20 protein-coding genes are annotated in these 20072 nt (G+C 54.8%); 15 read left to right on the top strand and 5 right to left on the bottom strand.

From position 1 onward, the window contains the following. Nucleotides 1–84: 84 nt before the first annotated feature. From IP581_RS22870 to IP581_RS22840, 7 genes are all read left to right on the top strand, one after another. Nucleotides 85–465: a hypothetical protein gene (locus tag IP581_RS22870; RefSeq protein WP_193821446.1), complete on the top strand. Its 381-nt coding sequence runs from the start codon at nucleotides 85–87 to the stop codon at nucleotides 463–465. A gap of 629 nt (nucleotides 466–1094) precedes the next feature. Further along, the gene (locus IP581_RS22865) at nucleotides 1095–2798 is read left to right on the top strand and encodes an ABC transporter substrate-binding protein (protein ID WP_097399777.1); all 1704 of its coding nucleotides are present in this window, start codon (nucleotides 1095–1097) and stop codon (nucleotides 2796–2798) included. Nucleotides 2799–2845: 47 nt separating this feature from the next. After that, the gene (locus IP581_RS22860) at nucleotides 2846–3805 is read left to right on the top strand and encodes an ABC transporter permease (RefSeq protein WP_097399778.1); all 960 of its coding nucleotides are present in this window, start codon (nucleotides 2846–2848) and stop codon (nucleotides 3803–3805) included. Beyond that, nucleotides 3805–4752, top strand: a complete 948-nt coding sequence (gene opp4C / locus IP581_RS22855) for an oligopeptide ABC transporter permease (RefSeq protein WP_193821445.1) — start codon at nucleotides 3805–3807, stop codon at nucleotides 4750–4752. The genes IP581_RS22860 and opp4C overlap by 1 nt, the downstream gene beginning before the upstream one ends. Further along, a complete protein-coding gene (locus IP581_RS22850) occupies nucleotides 4749–5729 on the top strand; it encodes an ABC transporter ATP-binding protein (RefSeq protein WP_193821444.1) in 981 nt (326 codons plus the stop codon). Before opp4C ends, IP581_RS22850 begins: the two co-directional genes overlap by 4 nt. After that, on the top strand, nucleotides 5726–6691 hold the full coding sequence (locus tag IP581_RS22845) for an ABC transporter ATP-binding protein (RefSeq protein WP_193821443.1): 966 nt from the start codon (nucleotides 5726–5728) through the stop codon (nucleotides 6689–6691). The genes IP581_RS22850 and IP581_RS22845 overlap by 4 nt, the downstream gene beginning before the upstream one ends. Nucleotides 6692–6942: 251 nt before the next feature. Continuing rightward, complete coding sequence (locus tag IP581_RS22840; RefSeq protein ID WP_193821442.1) at nucleotides 6943–8136, top strand: zinc-dependent alcohol dehydrogenase; 1194 nt, start codon at nucleotides 6943–6945, stop codon at nucleotides 8134–8136. Between the two features lie 77 nt (nucleotides 8137–8213). Here IP581_RS22840 and nfsB read toward each other — a convergent pair whose 3' ends face one another. Further along, complete coding sequence (gene nfsB, locus IP581_RS22835) at nucleotides 8214–8867, bottom strand: oxygen-insensitive NAD(P)H nitroreductase (protein ID WP_097399783.1); 654 nt, start codon at nucleotides 8865–8867, stop codon at nucleotides 8214–8216. A 203-nt stretch (nucleotides 8868–9070) separates the two neighbouring features. On the opposite strand from nfsB, the gene IP581_RS22830 reads away from it, so the two are divergent. The 3 genes from IP581_RS22830 to IP581_RS22820 all read left to right on the top strand — a co-directional run bounded on the left by IP581_RS22830 (nucleotide 9071) and on the right by IP581_RS22820 (nucleotide 12428). Then, nucleotides 9071–10006, top strand: coding sequence for a LysR family transcriptional regulator (locus IP581_RS22830; protein WP_097399784.1), 936 nt, complete (start codon nucleotides 9071–9073; stop codon nucleotides 10004–10006). Between the two features lie 78 nt (nucleotides 10007–10084). Continuing rightward, nucleotides 10085–11038, top strand: coding sequence for an aldo/keto reductase (locus IP581_RS22825; RefSeq protein ID WP_193821441.1), 954 nt, complete (start codon nucleotides 10085–10087; stop codon nucleotides 11036–11038). Between the two features lie 496 nt (nucleotides 11039–11534). After that, entirely contained in the window at nucleotides 11535–12428 is an 894-nt protein-coding gene (locus IP581_RS22820) for a WYL domain-containing protein (RefSeq protein ID WP_086872335.1), read from the top strand. Nucleotides 12429–12530: 102 nt separating this feature from the next. Here the strand turns inward: IP581_RS22820 and IP581_RS22815 are convergent, their stop codons facing one another. The 3 genes from IP581_RS22815 to IP581_RS22805 all read right to left on the bottom strand — a co-directional run bounded on the left by IP581_RS22815 (nucleotide 12531) and on the right by IP581_RS22805 (nucleotide 15025). Next, complete coding sequence (locus IP581_RS22815; RefSeq protein ID WP_097399787.1) at nucleotides 12531–12926, bottom strand: (R)-mandelonitrile lyase; 396 nt, start codon at nucleotides 12924–12926, stop codon at nucleotides 12531–12533. A 222-nt stretch (nucleotides 12927–13148) separates the two neighbouring features. Continuing rightward, nucleotides 13149–14312, bottom strand: coding sequence for a multidrug effflux MFS transporter (locus tag IP581_RS22810; protein WP_193821440.1), 1164 nt, complete (start codon nucleotides 14310–14312; stop codon nucleotides 13149–13151). Nucleotides 14313–14422: 110 nt separating this feature from the next. Further along, nucleotides 14423–15025, bottom strand: a complete 603-nt coding sequence (locus tag IP581_RS22805) for an XRE family transcriptional regulator (protein WP_193821439.1) — start codon at nucleotides 15023–15025, stop codon at nucleotides 14423–14425. Between the two features lie 45 nt (nucleotides 15026–15070). On the opposite strand from IP581_RS22805, the gene IP581_RS22800 reads away from it, so the two are divergent. The 4 genes from IP581_RS22800 (at nucleotide 15071) to vapC (ending at nucleotide 17412) form a co-directional block, all read left to right on the top strand. Then, on the top strand, nucleotides 15071–15763 hold the full coding sequence (locus tag IP581_RS22800; protein WP_097399790.1) for a B3/B4 domain-containing protein: 693 nt from the start codon (nucleotides 15071–15073) through the stop codon (nucleotides 15761–15763). A gap of 10 nt (nucleotides 15764–15773) precedes the next feature. Then, nucleotides 15774–16655 (top strand): dihydrodipicolinate synthase family protein, encoded by an 882-nt coding sequence (locus IP581_RS22795; protein ID WP_193821438.1) that lies wholly within the window; start codon nucleotides 15774–15776, stop codon nucleotides 16653–16655. A 122-nt stretch (nucleotides 16656–16777) separates the two neighbouring features. Beyond that, nucleotides 16778–17008, top strand: a complete 231-nt coding sequence (gene vapB, locus IP581_RS22790; protein WP_086872350.1) for a type II toxin-antitoxin system VapB family antitoxin — start codon at nucleotides 16778–16780, stop codon at nucleotides 17006–17008. Beyond that, nucleotides 17008–17412: a type II toxin-antitoxin system tRNA(fMet)-specific endonuclease VapC gene (vapC, locus tag IP581_RS22785; protein WP_193821437.1), complete on the top strand. Its 405-nt coding sequence runs from the start codon at nucleotides 17008–17010 to the stop codon at nucleotides 17410–17412. The genes vapB and vapC overlap by 1 nt, the downstream gene beginning before the upstream one ends. On the opposite strand, the gene IP581_RS22780 is transcribed toward vapC, so the two are convergent. Then, nucleotides 17409–18479: an AbrB family transcriptional regulator gene (locus IP581_RS22780; RefSeq protein WP_193821436.1), complete on the bottom strand. Its 1071-nt coding sequence runs from the start codon at nucleotides 18477–18479 to the stop codon at nucleotides 17409–17411. The two genes, vapC and IP581_RS22780, sit on opposite strands and share 4 nt — an antisense overlap. A gap of 864 nt (nucleotides 18480–19343) precedes the next feature. Between IP581_RS22780 and IP581_RS22775 the strand changes: the two genes are divergently transcribed. Further along, nucleotides 19344–20018: a helix-turn-helix transcriptional regulator gene (locus IP581_RS22775; RefSeq protein WP_193821435.1), complete on the top strand. Its 675-nt coding sequence runs from the start codon at nucleotides 19344–19346 to the stop codon at nucleotides 20016–20018. The last annotated feature ends 54 nt before the right edge of the window (nucleotides 20019–20072 follow it).

Genomic DNA, 20072 nt, shown 5'->3' with positions numbered 1-20072 from the left:
GGGTGCCTGAGTTCGGTACGATCCATACCTGGTTTCCAGCCATGTTCGCGGGCCACTAAAATGAGCGGCGACGGTACTATCCCGATGGATGAATCACTCCTGGAATGCGATCTGGATTGGTTTGGCGTTGCGCCGGATGGTTCACTCGCCCATTTCACCACTGCTGGCGTTGGCCCCGTTCCGGTTGAATTTAGTGGCTCTGTTGCCAACTATGAATTGGTTTTCGACTATTTTGCTTCGCTGCAACCGATGTCAGATATTGAGTTGATTGAGGAAAATCTGGAGGAGTTTGATAATGAGGAGCAGCGCCAGCGTTATCTGGCCTCATTTATTGCCATGTCGCGTAAAGGATTGTTGAGTTATGATTTTAAAGAGAATGCGTATATATTGGTTGCACGCCCAATAGTGCCGATGAAATATGACCTTCTGCCAGAAAATATAAAAAACATCCTCCCTTTTATTTAATATTTAAATAAATGTAATGGCCTTGCCTATGAAGAAGAATGAAATCTATATTGAAATGCTATCGCTGGCTTTACCCTATATCAGAAATATGCAGTCGCAGGGTGCAGAAATAAAACCATAGGACACATCCTGTTTTTTTGAGGCGGAATTACTGCATAATCTCATACCGACACTGCTAATACCCGACGTTGTTGAGCATGACATTTGGTTTTAAAATCACCAGGCGAGGTATTATGTTGTAAACTGCAACGCAGATATTTCTCCGAATTATCATCAGCATCTCAATTCTATTAAGTCTATATTCTCGCTGGTTCCGCCTGAATTGCGGGCAGCGCTACAGTGGCAAGGCCCCTAAGCGAAACCCCGTACACAATGTGCTGTTTCCCCGAGGTTTAGCTCAAGCAGAAAAAAAAACCGCTGCCGGGAACGGCTTAAGGCACGCTCTTACATCGCCCGCGCCGTGCAGGTTATCAGCCATTTAGCTGAATTTTGCCAATCGTTAGCCATAAGTTTGCTAAGGACGTTTAGCTATAAGCCATACGTTTTCGTTGTTAGACAGGGTGCGGTGCGGCTCTTATCGTTCGTCATTATTTGTAAATTCCACGCAATCATTTGATGAGGGAGCAATTTTGGCCAGCTTCGTGAATAGCTTCAAAACCAAACCCACACGCTTCACCCTCGCGCTGAAAATCGCGTTACTCAGCAGTGTGGTGGCGTTCTCTTCTGCCTCGTTCGCTGATGAGATCTTAAAAGAGGGCATCACACCGGCGACAGACGCCAGCCAAATCCCGGCGGCGGCGAAGCTGCGCAAAGACACGGTGGTCGCCGGTATTTCGGAACCGCAGGGAATTTTTAACCCGTACTTCTTCGTCAATGGCTGGGATGAAAACGTCACCAATGTCATCTTTTCGCGTCTGATCGACTGGGACAGCCACGGCAAACTGGTGCCTGGCCTGGCCGAAAGCTGGACAGTTAGTCCGGACAACAAGGTCTACACCATTAAGCTGCGCCCGAACCTGACCTTCAGCGACGGCTCGCCGCTGACTGCTGAAGATGTGGCGTTTACCCTGACGGTGCTTTACGACCCGAAATATGATGGCGACACGGATATCACCCTCGCCAACATTGCCGGTGGCGCGGAGTACAAAGCCGGGAAAGCGGACAGCGTCAGCGGCCTGAAAGTGATCGATCCGTTAACGCTGCAAGTCACTACCACCCAGCCGGGTGCGACGACGCTGGCGAAAATCGGCGGCCCGGTGCTGTCCAAAGCCTATTACGGCAAAGATTATCAGCGTGGCAACCTGGATTACCTGCGCACGCTGCACGGCAAACCGCTGGGTAACGGGCCGTATGTCTATGAGAAATACATTCCAGGCCAGGAGATTCGTTTCCACGCCAATACCCATTTCTACCGTGGCACACCGCCAACGCCGCGCTTTATCTACCGCGTGACCAACCCGTCCACCAACTTCCAGCTGTTCCAGACCGGTGAGACGGACTATGACGCGTTCACCTCGCGCCCGGATGATATTGAGCAACTGAAAATGCTCGGTTTCGCCAATATCAACCTGTACGGTTCCAGCGATTACAGCAAAGTGGAATTCAACGTGCGTCGTCCGGCTTTGCAGGATGTGAAAGTGCGCCAGGCGCTGATTTACGGCCTTGACCGCCAGAAGCTGATTGATGTGGTGTATCAGGGTTACGGCAAAGTGGCGATTGAGCCGATTGCGCCGATCTCCTGGGCCTATAACCCTGACGGGGTTAACCCGTACAAATTCGACCCGGCGCAAGCCAAAAAACTGCTGGATGAAGCGGGCTGGAAACCAGGGCCGGACGGCATCCGCGTCAAAGACGGCAAACGGCTGGAGCTGACGCTGCTGGTGAGCAAGAAAGTGCTGAATGACGCGCTGATCCCGATTGCCAAAGAGAACTGGCAACAGATTGGCGTACTGCTGAAACCGCAGGTTGTCGATTTCAACGCCCTGATGGCGCAGCGTAAAGCCGGCAATTATGACCTCGCCTCCTTTAGCACCAGCACGTTAAACGATCCGCATGATGGCGTGTGGGATTACTACAGTACGGAAGCGAAAGAGTCCGGCTATAACAATCCGCAGGTCGATAAGCTGATTAACGACGGTAACGCGGTGCTGGATGTGGAAAAACGTAAACCGATTTACCACCAGCTGTATAAAGTGCTGGCGGACGATCCGCCGGTGATCCTGCTGGGCTACCGTGAGATTTTGTCGGCCAGCAGCGCCCGCGTCACCGGTTTTAAACCGGATATCTACAACGGCCTGACCGGCAGCCTGCCGGATGTGAAAATCGTTAAGTAACACCATCACAACTGCCGGGGTTTCCCGGCAGTTGCCATGAGAGCGCTATGCGAAATTTTATCCTGAGGCGGCTGCTGCAAACCGTACCCATGCTGCTGCTCGCTTCGCTGATTATCTTTATGCTGTTCGCCAAAACGCCGGGCGACTTTATCGACGGCAACGTCACGCTGACCGCCGCCCGCGCCGCTGAACTGAAAGCCATTTACGGCCTCGATCAACCGCTGTTCACCCGCTATTTGCACTGGCTCGGCCAGTTGTTACGCGGTGATTTAGGCTTCTCGTTGCAATACCAAATCCCGGTGAGCCAGTTACTGAACCAATACATCTGGAACTCGTTCCTGCTGGCAAGCGTGGCGCTGGTGTTTTACTGGGGTATCGGTCTGGCGGTGGGCATCGCGTCGGCGCTGAAACCCAACTCGTTGTTCGATCACCTGGTGAGCGTGGTGGTGTTCGCCGCCATGTCCTTTCCCACCTTTTTCCTCTGCCTGTTGCTGATTAAGTGGTTCGCGGTGGATCTGCACTGGCTGCCGGTCGGCGGCATGACCAACACCGGCAGCGACGAAGGCGGCTGGGCGTGGGTGATGCAGGTGGCGGCGCACCTGGTGCTGCCGGTGCTGGCGCTGGTGATGTTGCAGGCGGGCAGCCTGACGCGCTATTTCCGCGCCAGTATGCTGGATGTGGTGAAGATGGATTTTATCCGCACCGCGCGTGCCAAAGGGCTGCGCGAACGGACGGTGATTTTTAAACACGCGCTGCGCAATGCGCTACTGCCGATTATCACCCTGCTTGGGTTTGAGCTTCCGGGGCTGTTTTCTGGCGCGATCATCACCGAAAAAGTGTTTAACTGGCCGGGCGCGGGGCATATTCATATCGATTCGCTGGCGGCGCGCGATTACCCGGTGCTGATGGGCTTTACCCTGTTCCTGGCGGTGTTAACCATTCTCGGTAACCTGATTGCCGATGTGCTTTACGCGTGGGCTGATCCACGTATTCGGGTGAGGTCGTGATGTTCGGTTCGCTTTTTTCAACCCATCGCCGCCTTCGTAAAGCGGAAATCCCGGCGCTGGCGCAGGCCACGCCTTCACCGTGGCGGCAAGCGTGGAAAGCGCTACGCCATAACCATTTAGCCATGTTATGCCTTTTTTTGCTGGTGGTGATGACGGTCTGGTGTGTCATTGGGCCGCTCTGGTCACCGTGGCAAAACGACGCCACCGACGCGCTGATGATCAACAAACCGCCCGGTGCCGCGCACTGGCTGGGCACCGATTTTCTCGGCCGCGATGTCTATACCCGTCTGCTGCTGGCCGGGCGCATTTCGTTGATTATCGGCCTGCTGACCATGCTGCTCTCCGTGGCGCTCGGCTATCTGCTGGGCGCGGTTTCGGGCTACGCGGGCGGCTGGACGGACAAACTGATTATGCGGCTGGCGGATCTGGTAATGACCATCCCGAGCTTACCGCTGCTGATTGTCGCCGGGGCGATGCTGTCGGAACTCGATTTCTCCGCTGAATCACGCATCTATATGGTGGTGATCATGCTCAGTTTGCTGGAGTGGCCGAAGCTGGCGCGGCTGGTGCGCGGGCAAATTCTTTCGCTTCGCGAGCGCGATTTTATGCTGGCGACGCAGGTGCTGGGCTTGTCGTCGCGTCGCCGTCTGTTTGGCCACTTGTTGCCGAATACCATCCCGATTCTGGTGGTGATGGCGACAATGGCGGTGGCGAACGCCATTCTGATGGAGTCCGCGCTGAGCTACCTCGGGCTTGGCGTGGTGCCGCCCACGCCATCGTGGGGCAACATGATGGATGCCGCCAACAGCCTGATCGATTTTCAGCGCCGCCCGTGGCTGTGGATGCCGCCGGGTATCGCCATTTTTATTACCGTGATTGCGATTAACGTGTTGGGTGACGGCCTGCGCGATGCGCTGGATCCGAAGATGAAACGGAGCGTGAAATGAGCGAAGCGCTGGTCACCTTTAATCAATTGTCTCTCTCTTTTGCGAGTGAACAGGGGCGCGTGCGCGCTGTGCAGGATGTCTCTTTTACCATCAACGCCGGGCAGACTATCGGCGTGGTGGGCGAATCCGGCTGCGGTAAAAGCGTCACCGCCATGTCGCTGATGGGCTTGCTGCCGCCGCAGGCGGCACGCATTGACGGCGGGCAAATCCTCTTTCAGGGGCAAGATTTGCTGCGCCTGAAGCCGTCAAAAATGGCGGATCTGCGCGGCAACCAATTAGCGATGATTTTCCAGGAGCCGATGACGGCGCTTAACCCGGTGCTGACCATCGGCGAGCAGCTTTGCGAACCGTTGATTCGCCATCGCGGTGAAACGCCAAAAGCGGCATGGGCGCATGCCACCCGGTTGATAACCGATGTGGGTCTGGCGCGGGCGGAAAGCCTGATGAGCAGCTACCCACATCAGCTCTCCGGCGGCATGTTGCAACGCATCATGATTGCCATGGCGCTGAGTTGCCAGCCGAAGCTGTTGATCGCCGACGAACCGACTACGGCACTGGATGTTACCGTGCAGGCGCAAATCTTGCGGCTGCTGCGCGACCAGGCGCGGGCGCATGAGATGGCGCTGATGCTGATCACCCATGATTTGGGCGTGATTGCGCAGATGGCCGAGCATGTAGTGGTGATGTACGCCGGGCGCATTGTTGAACAAGGCCCGACGGCCGATGTGCTGCGTAACCCGCTGCATCCGTACACCAAAGGGCTGATTGCTGCCCGTCCCATTCCGGGCGAGCGCAGGCGTCGGCTTTACTCCATTCCCGGCCAGGTGCCGGATCTCGCCGCGCTGCCGCCATACTGCGCTTTTTACGAGCGCTGCGAACGGGCAACCGACGCGTGCCGGGCGGGCATTCCGCCGCTTATCGGCCAGGTGCGTCAAGCCGCGTGTATTCATAGTACGCTCGTGGAGCCAACCGCATGAGCCAGCAATATGTCATTGAAGTGGAAGGGCTGAAAAAACATTTCCCGCTGCGCGACGGGCTGTTTGGCCAGCAAACCGGGGAGTTACGCGCCGTAGATGGCGTCAGTTTTAAGATCCGCCTGGGGACGATTTTCGGGCTGGTGGGCGAGTCCGGCAGCGGTAAAACCACCGTTGGCCGCACCTTGCTTGGGCTGTACGACAAAACCGCAGGCAGCGTGAAGTATCGTGGTCAGGAGTTGCAAGACCTGAGTGCGAAGCAGATGCGTGCGCTGCGCCCGAAAATCCAGCTGGTGTTTCAGGACCCGTACAGTTCGCTGAACCCGCGTATTCGCGTGGGCGATGCGATTGGTGAAGCGATGCTCGAACATAAGCTGTGCAGCCGGGCGGAACTGCGCGAAAAAGTGCTGGAAGTAATGAAAATTTGCGGGCTGGCGCCGCAGCACTACAACCGTTTTCCGCATGAGTTTTCCGGCGGGCAGCGTCAGCGTATCGGTATTGCCCGCGCGCTGATCCTCAACCCGGATTTCATCATCGCCGATGAGCCGATTTCGGCGCTGGATGTCTCCATTCAGGCGCAAATCATTAATCTCTTTGCCGACCTGCGCGACGATCGCGGCGTGACGTTCCTGTTTATCTCCCATGATTTGGGTGTGGTGGAGCACCTGTGCGATGACGTCGCGGTGATGTACCTCGGGCAACTGGTGGAAACCGCCAGTCGCGATACGCTGTTTAACCGGCCGCTGCATCCTTACACCCAGGCGCTGCTGGCGGCGGTGCCAACGCTCGACCCGAATAGCGAACCCGTCGCTGTGGTGCAGGGGGAAATTCCCGATCCGTCGCGCCCGCCCTCCGGCTGCCGTTTCTCGTCGCGCTGCCCGCTGGCAACCGCCCAATGCCGAGCTGAAATCCCGGCGCTGCGTGAAGTGGAGCCGGGGCATCATGTGGCGTGTCATTTGGTTTAAATAGCAAATCAGGCAATGGCGCTATTATTTCTGGTGGGCGTTACGCAACCCGCCGGAAATAATATTCCCGCTGTTGCTAATAATTCACTTTTTATTTTTTGAACAAGCGAAACGGTAATTTCACAGGCAATGTTTTTGTGACCCAAAATAACCGTTTCGCTGACATTAAGAATTACTGCCTATTTTATTTCTCTGCTCTGGTCTGTTCTATGCTTATCAGTTCTGTCTGAACCTTATAAGGAACAGGATATATGAGAGCACTGACGTATCACGGCGCACATAAAGTTAGCGTTGATAATCGCCCCGACCCGATTATTGAATCTTCAGACGATATTATTCTTCGCGTTACCGCAACAGCGATTTGCGGCTCCGACCTGCATCTTTATCACGGGAAAATACCGGGCACTAATCACGGGGATATTTTCGGTCATGAATTTATGGGCGAAGTGGTGGAAACCGGATCGGGTGTTCATGCTGTCAGTAAAGGCGACCGGGTAGTGATCCCGTTTGTCATTGCTTGTGGGGAGTGTTTCTTTTGCAAACTTCATCAGTACTCTGCCTGTGAACAAACCAATTCCGGCAAAGGCGCGGCGCTGAACCGCAAAGGCATCACGCCACCTGCGGCGCTCTTTGGTTACAGCGATTTGTACGGCGGTATTCCCGGCGGCCAGGCCGAATATGTGCGCGTGCCGAAAGCCAATACCGGGCCGTTTAAAGTCCCGGACACCCTCACCGATGAAAAAGTGCTGTTTCTCTCCGATATCCTGCCCACGGCCTGGCAAGCGGTGAAAAACGCCGAAGTGAAACCCGGCTCCAGCGTGGCAATTTATGGCGCCGGACCGGTCGGTTTACTTACGGCGGCTTGCGCGCGTCTGGAGGGAGCGGAGCAGATCTTTATGATTGATGACAGCGATTACCGGCTGGCTTTCGCCCGCGATCGTTATGGCGTAATCCCCATTAACTTCGATAAAAATGACGACCCCGCGGCGTGGATAATTGAAAACACCGCCGGTCACCGAGGCGTGGACGCCGTGATCGATGCCGTGGGATTTGAAGCGAAAGGCAGCACCACCGAAACGGTGCTCAGCACGCTGAAAATCGAAGGCAGTAGCGGGAAAGTGCTCCGGCAAGCGATCGCCGCTACGCGCCGCGGCGGAATTGTCAGCGTGCCTGGGGTGTACGCCGGTTTTATCCACGCTTTCATGTTTGGCGATGCCTTTGACAAGGGGCTGACCTTCAAAATGGGTCAGACGCATGTGCATGCGTATTTGCCGGATTTGTTACCGCTGATTGAGTCCGGGCATTTGAAACCGGAAGAGATCGTCACGCACCACCTGCCACTGGAAGAGGCGGCGCGCGGCTATGACATTTTTGATAAACATGCAGAGGATTGCCGCAAAGTGATCCTCGTGCCGGGCCTGAATGCAGAAAAAGCGACGATTTAACCTGTCGCTTTTCGTGAACACTGGTGAGACGTGCCATGCCTCTCCCGGCGGGGAGAGGCATACCGCAGCGCAGGTGCTTAAATAAAGGTGAAAATCTCGTCGCGCGGCAGGCGCGATTTTGGCAGCGCGGCGTTGAAATCGTTCTCGCTACGCACACCGAGCGACACCAGCACCACGCTGGTCAGCCCTTTTTCACGCAGGCCGAGGGCGAGATCCAGTTCGCGCTGGTCGAAACCTTCCATCGGCGTGGCATCAATACCCAGCATTGCCGCACCCAGCAGCAGGCCGCCCAGCGCCAGATAAACCTGTTTTTCCATCCACTGCGGTAAATCGCGCTGCTCATAACGGTGCATAGCCACGTATGAACGGCGGCCCTTATCCTGGCCCGCTTTTGCCGCTTCGTCTTTAAAACGACCATCTTTCTGCTCTTGTTCCAGCACATTTTGCAGGTGCTGCTCATCAAGATCGCTGCGTATGCACAAGGCAATAACGTGAGAAGCATTGACGATTTTCGGCTCGTTATAGACGAACGCCGCGGTGGCGGATTTCGCCATTGCAGCGCGGCCTTCCGGCGTGGAGGCGACAACAAAGTGCCACGGTTGTGAGTTCACGGAAGAGGGGCTGTTTCGCAGCACGTTGAGCAATGTGTCGATTTTGTCCTGCGGCAGCGTTTTGCCGGGTTCAAAGGCTTTCACGGTATGGCGGGCAATTACAGCATCATCAAGTGTCATTGTCGTTCTCCTGCGCAATAGATGAAAAATTCGGGGCGGACCGTCCCGTAGAGTGTGACGAGAATAAACACAAAGCGGCACAAGATAAATCGGTGTAAAAAGGCAGCACTTTCACTCGGCGAGTGAAAATAGAGTTTGCCAGGGCGATGATTTCTGGCAAAACAGAGAAGCCACTCGCCTGTGAGTAATCCTGCGGAGAAACCATGATTCGGCTGGAAGATGTCACGCTGTTCGTCCGTTCAGCGCTACTGGGAAGTTTTTCAAACGCCGCGCGCGAAGCCGGGCTGTTGCCAGGCCAGGTGAGCGCAGCGGTAAACCGGCTGGAGCGCGATCTGGATAAGCGCCTGTTTGTCCGTTCAACGCGCAGTTTGCGTCTTACCGCCGAAGGGGAAAAATATCTCCCTTTCGCGCAGGAGATGCTGGCGGTCGTCGCCGCTGGTGCGGAGAGTTTGCACAGCGGCGATAAAGAGATTCAGGGGGAACTGCGCGTGGCGGTGCCTTCCGATATTGGCCGTAATGTTCTGCTGCCGCTGATTACGCGCTTTTGCGAGCAGCACCCCAACGTGTCGCTGCGGCTGTCGCTTTCCGATCAAATCAGCGATGTCTTTCGCGATCCGGTGGATATCGCCATTCGTTACGGCGTGCTGGATAACAACAGCTATGTCGCCTTGCCGATCGCCGAAGATAACCGCCGGGTACTGGCGGCGGCACCGGCGTATCTGGCGAAACACGGACGCCCGCAAACGCTGGATGATGTGGTCAATCACCACTGTTTACTCTTCACCATGAACAGCCAGGTGTATGACAAATGGAGCTTTCCGGAAAACGGCATGCGCCGCCAGTTGATCGTCAAAAGCCGGATGCTGTGCGACGACGCCGATGTTGCCCGCCGCTGGGCGCTGGAAGGCATGGGCGTTATTTACAAATCGTGGATCGATATCAGCGCCGATGTGCTGGCAGGGCGGCTGGAAGTGTTGTTGCCGCAGCACCCCGGTGAAGCCACGCCGCTGAACCTGATTTGCCCGCATCGCAAGCAGTTTTCTCCGGCAATTCGCCATCTGCATAGCGTGCTGCGTGATCATCTGCGGCCAATCACCGCGCTATTACATACTCACCCGGCCTTTAAACCGCACGGATGACCAAAAAATGTACGCCACGGCGCGCCAGGATTAACCTCTTTGCGTAGAACATTACGCACTCTTACGGAGGTTAAGCACATGGCTTTACGTTCACTGGGCACAACAGGGTTACAGATCCCGACACTGGTTTTCGGCGGCAATGTTTTTGGCTGGACGGTTGATGAAAAACAGAGCTTCAGCTTGCTGGATGCGCTGCTGGAGCGCGGTTTTACCGCTATCGACACCGCCGATGTTTACTCGCGCTGGGCTGCGGGCAATAAAGGCGGCGAATCGGAAACCATTATTGGCAACTGGCTGGCGGCGCATCCTGCCGCGCGCGACAAAGTGACGCTGTTCACCAAGGTCGGCGCCGATATGGGCGAGCCGGGTAAAAAAGGGCTTTCGGCGCGCTGGATTGCCCAGGCGGTGGAAGATTCGCTTCGCCGCCTGAAAACGGACTATATCGATCTCTACTTTTCTCACTGGCCGGATAGTGAAACCGCCTATGACGAAACACTCGGCGCGTATGAAAAACTGCTGAAAGCCGGGAAAATCCGCGCCATTGGCGCATCTAACCTGAATGCTGAGCAACTGAGCGAATCGCTAAAAGTGGCAGACGCTAAAGGTCTGCCGCGCTACCAGGTGCTGCAACCGGAATACAACCTTTACGATCGTTCCAGTTTTGAAGGCGCGTTGCAGGATTTAACGATACGGGAAAACATTGGCGTGGTGACCTATTACAGCCTCGCGTCCGGTTTCTTGTCCGGCAAATACCGCAGCGAAAAAGATTTGAGCCAAAGCCAGCGCGGACAGGGCATTGCCAAATATCTTAACCCGCGCGGTTTCGCCATTCTTGCGGCGCTGGATAATGTCGCGGCAAACCACCAGGTGAAACCCGCCGAAGTGGCGCTCGCGTGGCTGATTCAGCAACCGGGCGTGACCGCGCCGATTGCCAGCGCCACCAAACTGGCGCATATCGACAGCTTTGTCACTGCCGTGTCGTTAAACCTCTCCACCGATGAAATCGCCGCGCTGAATAAAGCGGGTGCCTGATGCCCTCGCCCGGCGGCGCCTGCTGCCGGGCTGCATAATCTTGTGCGCACATTGAGCTATCACTGCGCACCACTCCAGATTTCCCTGCTCGCTTTAAAAACAATGCGAAGCAGAAAGGTGACGCGACTTATCTGCCCTCTTTTTGGCGGCGCGGGTTTTGCGCTTTTTTGCACGCCGGGTTTACACCCTGCCCCTTCCTTTGCTCATCGAACCGTCGTCTGTCACGCGTATACCTTTCGCCATGGGCGCGACGGTAACGCACAAAAAATCCCCGAATGACACGCCCTGTCACCGTGATCATTTACCTTTCCCTGAGCGAAATCATGGCATTGTGTAATTGTTGCGCTTTGGGCGGAAATTTCATTTTAGTTTTTCGCATTCCTGCCGTTAACCACTATGAAAAAACAAGGTTTTATCTGAAAGCAGGGCCGTGGCGCGAGGGTCAGGCCGTAACCGTTAACGTCCTCTGAGACTTTGTATTCCGGAACCCGTCACAATGAAGGAAAGTCACGACAGAAAACACGACCCGTTGATTGAGCGGCTGTGCGAGATCTTCGCGGCGTTGTATCAGGGAAAGATCATCGATAAAGCGTGGTTGTGCGAAAAATTCGGTATCACTGAACGTACGGCTTATCGCGATCTGGCCCGGCTTGGGCATATTCTCGATCAGGTTTCGCCGGGGCGGTATAAGCTCAGCGTCCATCTTCTTCCTGCTTTACATAACGGCCATTTGGCAGAGTTCGCCGATTTTACCGGCGTGGCGCACCTTTTTCCGCGCAATGATGGTCAATCACTGCGTAACAGTATGCAGCACCGCAACAATATTACGTTTCACGCGCCCACTAGCCGGGAGAACCGGCAAATCGAAGATCTGCTTAACCAGCTTAATCACGCCATTACCGGACATTGTGAAGTGGAATACCACTATCGCGATAAACCCCGGTGTGCGCAGCCCTACCGGCTGATTAATCAGTACGGCCTCTGGTATCTGGCGGCGGTGGAAAATGGGCGGCTGAAAGCGTTTGAAGTGGCGCGAATCGAAAACCTGAAAAGCACGACGCGTCATTTTGCACCCCACGCGGAGGTGCTGGAGGAGCTGGAGAACAGCGTCGGTATCCGCTTTGGCTCGCGGGTCGAAGCGCTGCTGCGCGTCTCAGCGCACGCCGCCGAGTATGTTACCCGTCGGGCACTGTTTCCGGCACAACGCATTGTTGAACAGCATGATGACGGCAGCTTAACGCTTGCCACCGCCATCACCGATCCGCACACGCTATTCCGCTGGTTGCGCTACTGGTTGCCGGATATTGGCATTCTTTCTCCGGCGTCGCTGCGTGAACAGTTCGAGCAGGATCTGCACCTGCGCTACGCCCACGGCGTGGCGCAGAGATAGCGCCGCGCTTATCACGCTTACTGGTCGGGAATCTGACGCTGTTTGGCCAGTAATACCGGGTCACGCGGCGAATACGCCATTAAGCGGCGGGTGTTCGGGTGATTAGCCGTGATACTGCTCGTCGTTAACATGCTCAAGCCAGGTAACCGGGCTGCCGTTCAGTGATTCGGCAATAGCGATGTGGGTCATTGCGTTTGTGGCTGTTGCGCCGTGCCAGTGCTTCACGTTTTCCGGGATCCAGACGATGTCGCCCTGGTTCATCTCCTGAACGGCTTCACCTTCGCACTGAATCCACCCTTTACCGTGGGTAATAATCAGCGTTTGGCCCAGCGGATGGGTGTGCCACGCGGTTCTTGCGCCGGGTTCAAACGTGACCGTCGCTCCGCCAACGCGTGCGGGTTCGTCGGCTTTAAAGGGCGCATCGATACGTACGCGACCGGTGAAATAGTCCTGCGGCCCTTGCGCAGAGGGAACCGATGCACTGCGGATGATTTTCATACTGCTCTCCCGTATTTGGATACGTTTTAAAGCGTAGCTGGCAGGCGAGAAATTATTGCAGGCAGCGCCCGTTCGCGATCTGAACCGCGACTGGCACCGGTCATTAACCCGGTTTTCTGCGCCCTTATCCACTTCGCCTGAAAAAGTGACAGGGCGATCATAATCCTCACCGATTACCGGCACTATGGGGATAAAACGGCATGATCTTATGCGTAACACTCATTAATGGCGGCGTAGCGCCATTACGGCACTCGCAAGGGTAAACAGCGCCATGATCCACGCCATCGTCCACGGCGTTCCGTCGCGAAACCACGTCAGTAGCAGCGACGAGATAATACCGCTGCCATATTGCAGCGAGCCAATCAGCGCCGAGGCGGAACCGGCGATAGCGGGTACGGCGTCGAGCGCGGCGGCGGTTGAGGTGGCAGCGATAATGCCGTTCATCGAAAAAAACAGGAACACCGGAATGATCACCGCAGCAATACCGCCGAACTGCAACTTCACCGCCAGCGCCAGGGTCACCATTGCCAGCGCGGCAATCGTGACGGCAATTTTCAGTAACTTATCCAGCGGATGGCGCTGCACCAGCCGCCGGTTCAGAAAGCTCACTCCCATTAAACCGACAATATTGATGGCAAACAGCCAGCCGTAATATTGCGGATCAATGCCGTAATAGCGGATGTAAACAAACGGCGAACCGGTAATAAAGGCATAGGCGGAGACGTAGAAAAAGGTCACACACAGCGTGTAACGCATAAACGCGCGGTTACGCAGCAGTGCGAAGTAGTTTCGAAACGCGCCCGGCAGCGAGGCTTTGGTGCGCTTTTCGGTGGGTAAGGTTTCCGGCAGGAAATAGAGAGAAAGAAACATCAGCGCGCCAATCCCTGCCAGCAGCCAAAAAATGGCATGCCAGCTGGTGATTTGAATAATTTGTCCGCCCGCCAGCGGCCCAACGATCGGCGCAATCGCCATAATGATGGTTAACGTGGAGAGCATTTGCGCCGCGCGGGTGCGGGCAAACAGATCGCGGATCATCACCCGCGCCAGCATCGGGCCGGTGCAGGCACCGAAAGCCTGAAACACGCGCCAGAACACCATCTGGTGGATTTCAGTGGAGAGCGCGCATCCGGCAGAACCTATGATAAACAACAGCATACCGATAAACAGCGGAATGCGGCGGCCGATCGCGTCGCTGATTGGCCCCCACACCAGCTGCGCCAGCGCGAAGCCGACCAAAAACCCGGTGATGGTCAGTTCGATATCGCCCTGAAGCTCTTTTGCCATCAGGGGCATTGCGGGCAGGTAAATGTCCGTCGACAGGGAGGTAAAGGCCATCAGCGCGCTGAGGATCGCGAGAAATAGCGGCCCGTGGAGCTTGTTGTTCATAAAATCCTGATTAAGTCACGAGGGGAACGCCGACAAAGGCGGAACGGTATCTTAATCAGTGCGGCACAAATGATAACGCCATTAAATCATAATGACGTTATGAGCCAGATTCATGAGTGGCGCTCGCTTACCGTCATGGTGAAAATAACCGGTTGGCTGCTTTCATTGGCGTAGTGGTGCGCGGTGTCGGTTTGCGCCACGGCGGAACAGCCTTCACCCACAACGAGCGCCGTTTGCCCCACCTGAATGTGCAGCGTACCGTGCTCAACGTGCAGCAGTTCCACGGTGCCGGAAGGGTGCCCTGGCGAGGCGAACCGTTCGCCGGGGAACATCTCCCAGCGCCACATCTCCAGCATATCCGGCCCGCTGGTGCCTGCCAGCAACCGCGCAGTGCCACCATTTTCGCCCTGCCACAATGTGGGAATATCTTTTTTTTCTATCAGATGCGCGGTCGGTTTACTGGCGACATCGACAATATCTGCGACGGAAACCCCCATCGCGGCGGCGATTTTACACAGCAGGGCGATGCTCGGATTGGCGAGACATTTTTCGATCTCTACCAGCATGCCTTTGCTGACGCCCGCGCGGCGGGAAAGCTCATCCAGCGAGAGTTTTTGTTGTTTACGAAACGCTTTAATACGGGTTGCCACCGCTTCACTGACGCGATGCACATCTGCGCCGGAGTCGGTCGGTTTATTGACTTTTTTGGTCATCGGTCGATACTGTGCAATAAAATGGTCACTAAAAAGGATTATCCGATGCTTTCCGTTCAGCCGTCAATCGATGCCCGTCTTGCCGCCATCGCCCCTGGTTTTCGCGCGCTTAGCGTGTATGTTGATGCCGCGCCGCTACTGAACCCGCACGTGGGCGAAGCGGCACTGGCGAGTGCGTGTGAATGTGTCGCGGCGGGCGGCCCGACCTGGTCGGATGCGCATCTGGCGGCATGGGATGAGGTGTTTAAGCGCTTCGGCGCGAAGCCAAAACGTACGCCCTGTTCGGCGCAGGCGCTGCGAAAACGTGTGCAGCGCGACGGCGTGGTACCTGCAATTGACCCGGTGGTGGATCTCTATAATGCCATCAGCCTGCGCTACGCTATTCCGGTGGGTGGTGAGAACATTGCCGCCTATCACGGCGCGCCGCGTCTGACGCTCGCTGACGGTACGGAGCTGTTCGACATGATGAAAGAGGGCGAGCTGGCGCACGAGTCGCCGGAGCCGGGGGAAGTTATCTGGCGCGATGACACAGGCGTAACGTGCCGCCGCTGGAACTGGCGCCAGGGTGTGCGCACCCGCCTGAGCGCTGCCGACAGCCAGATGTGGTTTATCCTCGAAAGCCTGCCGGAAATGCCGCTGGACGCATTATGTGAGGCAGGCGACGAACTGATAGCCGGATTGCAACGTATGATGCCGGGCTGTCGTGTTGAAAAAACCATGCTCGGATTTGATCTCTGAAGGGGGAAGAATGGATTTCACAGGATTGAGCGCATTTCCGCTGTCGCCGCTGCGCGATGAACGGCTGGATGAAGCGGCTTACGTGAAGTTGATTGAACGGCTGCGTGTCGCCGGCGTCGATTCGATTGGCGCACTGGGTTCGACGGGGTGCTACCCCTATTTCAGCCGCACCGAGCGAGCCAATGCGCTGCGCCTGGCGACGGAACATTCCGGCGCGGTTCCGGTGATTGCCGGAATTGGCGCCTTGCGCACGCGCGATGTGCTGTGGCTGGCGGAAGATGCGCAGAAAGCGGGCGTTAGCGCCGTGCTGCTGGCACCCGTTTCCTACCACGCATTGACTGAAGACGAAGTGTTCAGCCTGTTTGCCGCCGTGACGCGCGAACTCTCCGTGCCGCTCTGCGTGTACGATAACCCCGGCACTACCCATTTTACCTTTAGCGACGAGCTGCTGCTTCGTATTGCGCAGTTGCCCAATATCGGCTCAATCAAAATTCCACCGATTTCCGCACCCGTGCGGGCTGCGCGCCTGCGCCCGCTAATCCCACAGAGCATCACGCTGGGTATTAGCGGCGATGCCGTCGCGGTTGACGGTCTTAGCGCCGGATGCGGCGTCTGGTATTCAGTGCTGGGCGGCCTGTTCCCGCAAGCGGCGCTGGCGATTACCCGCGCGGCGCAGGCCGGTGATTTTGCACAGGCGCGCGCCCACTCTGACGCATTGCAACCGTTGTGGGACATCTTTAAACGCTACGGCGGCAGCCTGCGGGTAATGGCCACAGCGGCAGAACTGCTGGGTTTAGCGGGCGCATCGTCCCTGCCTGCGCCATTGCGGACGCTCTCCGGCGATGCGCGCCGCCAGGTGGCGGAAGTGATTGAGCAACTGCGGTTAGTCTGACGCTTACTCGTTGAACGTTCCGTTTTGCTCCGTTGCATGAGGTATTTTGTATATCCCATTGACATATCCCATTGATAAATTATGCTGTCATTCAGTGTGAAATTTCACCAATGGAGGCGCGTGTGGAAAAAACGACAGTTTTCAAAAGCAACCGGAGTCAGGCCGTGCGTTTGCCAAAGGCAGTTGCGCTGCCGGAGGACGTGAAACATGTTGATATCATTGCCGTAGGAAGAACACGCATCATTACTCCCTCCGGGGAAGCCTGGGATAGCTGGTTTGATGGTGAAAGTGCGTCACCAGATTTTATGGCTGCACGGGAGCAGCCAGAGGAGCAAGACAGGGAAGACTTTTGATGCTCAAATTTATGCTGGATACGAATATTTGCATTTTCACTATCAAGAACAAACCTGAAATCGTCAGGCAGGCTTTTAATCAGCACAGCGGGCAGATGTGTATCAGCTCTGTCACCTTGATGGAGCTGATTTATGGTGCCGAGAAATCGGCCATCCCCGACAAAAATTTGCGGGTTGTGGAAGGGTTTACAGCACGCCTGGAAGTGCTGCCATATGGTGTCGATGCTGCTGTTCATACAGGCCAGTTGCGTGCGGAGTTAGCCAGAGCAGGTACGCCAGTAGGGCCATATGATGCCATGATTGGCGCACATGCTCGCTCACTGGGACTGGTACTTGTCAGCAATAACACTCGCGAGTTTGCTCGTATACCTGGCTTGCGCTTGCAGGACTGGACCTCGCATTAGCCTGATGATTGCGCCCCCAGCCGTTTCGCCACAAACCGTGAGATTGCCGGGCCGGTTATCAGCACCAGGATAAACCGCCCGGTCTGCATCGCCATCACAAACGAGATATCCACATGGCTTGACGAGGCGATAATCGCCACCGTATCCGCGCCGCCGGGGCTGGTGGCAAGGTAGGCGGTAAGCGGGTCGATTCCGGCGAACTGCACCAGTAGCCAGGCAAAACCGCAGCACACCGCGACGAGCGTCAGCACCGACAGCAGTACGCGCGGCAGTGCGCGGGCGGCGTAGCAGACAATTTCGCGTGTAAAACGCAAGCCGATACTCCAGCCAATCATCGCGTAGGAGAGCGCCAGCAGCCATGGCGGCAACTCCAGCGTCAGCAAACCGGTATCTTCAACCATTATCCCCAGCGCTAACGTTATCAGCATTGGGCCGGAGGGGATTTTGACGCAGCGGGCAATCAGATAACCTGCGGCAATCACCAGTAATGTCCCGGCAAATGGCAGCCAGCGCACCGGGCTAAATAAGGTGAAAGCGGCGACCGCATGATCCGCGCTCTCCGTTCCCATCCATATGCGGGTCACCAGCACCGCGACCAGCGCCACGATCATCACCCGCAGATACTGCATAAACGCCACCAGACGGACATCCGCGCCAAAGCTCTCGGCCATAATCGTCATCGCCGCCGCCGCCCCTGGCGACGATCCCCAAATCGCTGTTGAACCGGGGAAAACCTGCAATTTCGCCATGATCCAGCCAAGAATGGCGCTGGCGAAAATAACGGAGAAAATACAGCTGATAAAAAGCGGCCAGTCGGCGGCGATGCGGCCAAAGACTGACGGCGGGATCGCATGCGCAATCATCGCGCCGACCACCGCTTGCGCGGTGGCGAAGGATTTTTTACTGACGGTAACTGGCCGGTTGAAGATGGCGAGAAGAATGCCGGAAAACATCGGACCCAACAGAAGCGCTGCGGGCAGATGGATCAATTCCATCACAGTAACGAAGAGCAATGAAAGGACGATAAGCTGTAACCAGTTGCGAAACCAGGGGACATGTGTCGCCATTAGCGGCACTCCCTGCACGCCACCGCAGCGGCGGTAAAATCAATCAACGGCATAGCGCTTCCCGAAAAATAACATGTTGAAAAGCAAGGTTGGGTCTTTGAATGTAAGTGTTCTTCACCCTCCCTGCAAATGTGCTGTTCCTCACGGCAACCGGGTTTAACAGACCTTACTCGCTTCCCGGCGGAATTTGCCGGCCGCGTATTCGCAGTTGTCTGCCATTGATTAACCCTGCGCCACCTGTCGATTTAGCTCGCGTTGGAACGGAGCGGTTTATTAGCGGAGAGTATTTATTCAAGAGAATATATTTTTTCTAATTCAACTATTTTCTGCTTTCGTAATAAATTGATTGGTATAGGCTATTCTAGCTATAGGTTTTGATATTTATGAAAATTCCTAATCTCTTGATAGCTTCCTTGCGTTATGTAACCGCAGTGACTAATTTTTTATTACTCTGTGTCATTGTTGTTATTTTATAATTGTTAACTTATTAATTTTTAATGTTTTTTCTTATTGTTGATTACATCAATTTTTATTGCTGTATTTTTATTTAAGTTAAAAATAATACTTTTGGGCCATTGCTTCCTAAAACTTCGTTCTTTCCTAAGCGAAATTGAACTCAGGCACCCATGATTTCTGTTATGGATTAAATGGCTATCTTTATGGATTTTGTGGCTGCTACTGGGGTGTTCGTTTCATCTTTTTTTTGGCGAAAGCCAGGGGCGGTAGCATTTTTCATTTTAATTATTTTCCAGGTTAATAATTGTATCTCGTTGCCAAACGCGATATAACATTCCAAATTAAACGGAAGCATAATTTCGCTTTCGCTAAAATTCGCTGGCAAATAATATTTCCCGGAGGTTGGATATGTATATCATCTCTCAGGATAGCTATTTTGTCATGGGCATGGATAAGCTGCTTAAAGCCATTAACCCGCATGCAACGCATACACTGGTTGCCTTTGATCGCGGTGATGGAAAGATATTGTTTTTTAGTATGAATTCATTGCTTTATATTTTAAGTGAAGAAAAAGGGTTTAATTCATTTATTTGCACTCGATTTATTTCAATCGATAAATCTTCATCTGTATCTTTGCTACGGCACGAGATCAGAAAGATACTTAATTTCCTCAAGGGTCATGAGGATATATATTCCTTTCGCGAAGTCCATTTTAGCGCGACGGAATATAAAATTATGTTGCGGTTTCTTGAGTACCAGTCCAGCGACACCATTTCGCAATCGCTGGGCATTGATAAAAAGATCGTCAGTAATTATAAAAACGCGATACTGCGTAAACTGGGTTTAAACAGTATGGCGGAGCTTATTCATATTTATAATAACTGGAACGACTGTTTTTGCTGCTCCGAAGGAAAAGTCATGGCCGATGCGATATTTCTTCCCCGTGTCGGGACGAATGAGCTAAAGATGATAAGACGCGGGAATAATCACGTTACAGAACCTGTGGTTTCGCCTCTTTATTCTGGCAGCTTTTCTCATATACCCGCGCTGCGGACTGGTCAGCGTTCTTTATTAACCATATAGCAATAGTTTATTGCTTTTATTGCTGTTTATTCAAAATTCTTGTGCGCTTATCCT

The sequence above is a fragment of the Kosakonia pseudosacchari genome (assembly GCF_015167415.1).
GTDB lineage: Bacteria > Pseudomonadota > Gammaproteobacteria > Enterobacterales > Enterobacteriaceae > Kosakonia > Kosakonia pseudosacchari.
The sequence above is the reverse complement of the archived record's forward strand: the minus strand, read 5'-3'. Positions and strand labels throughout refer to the sequence as shown.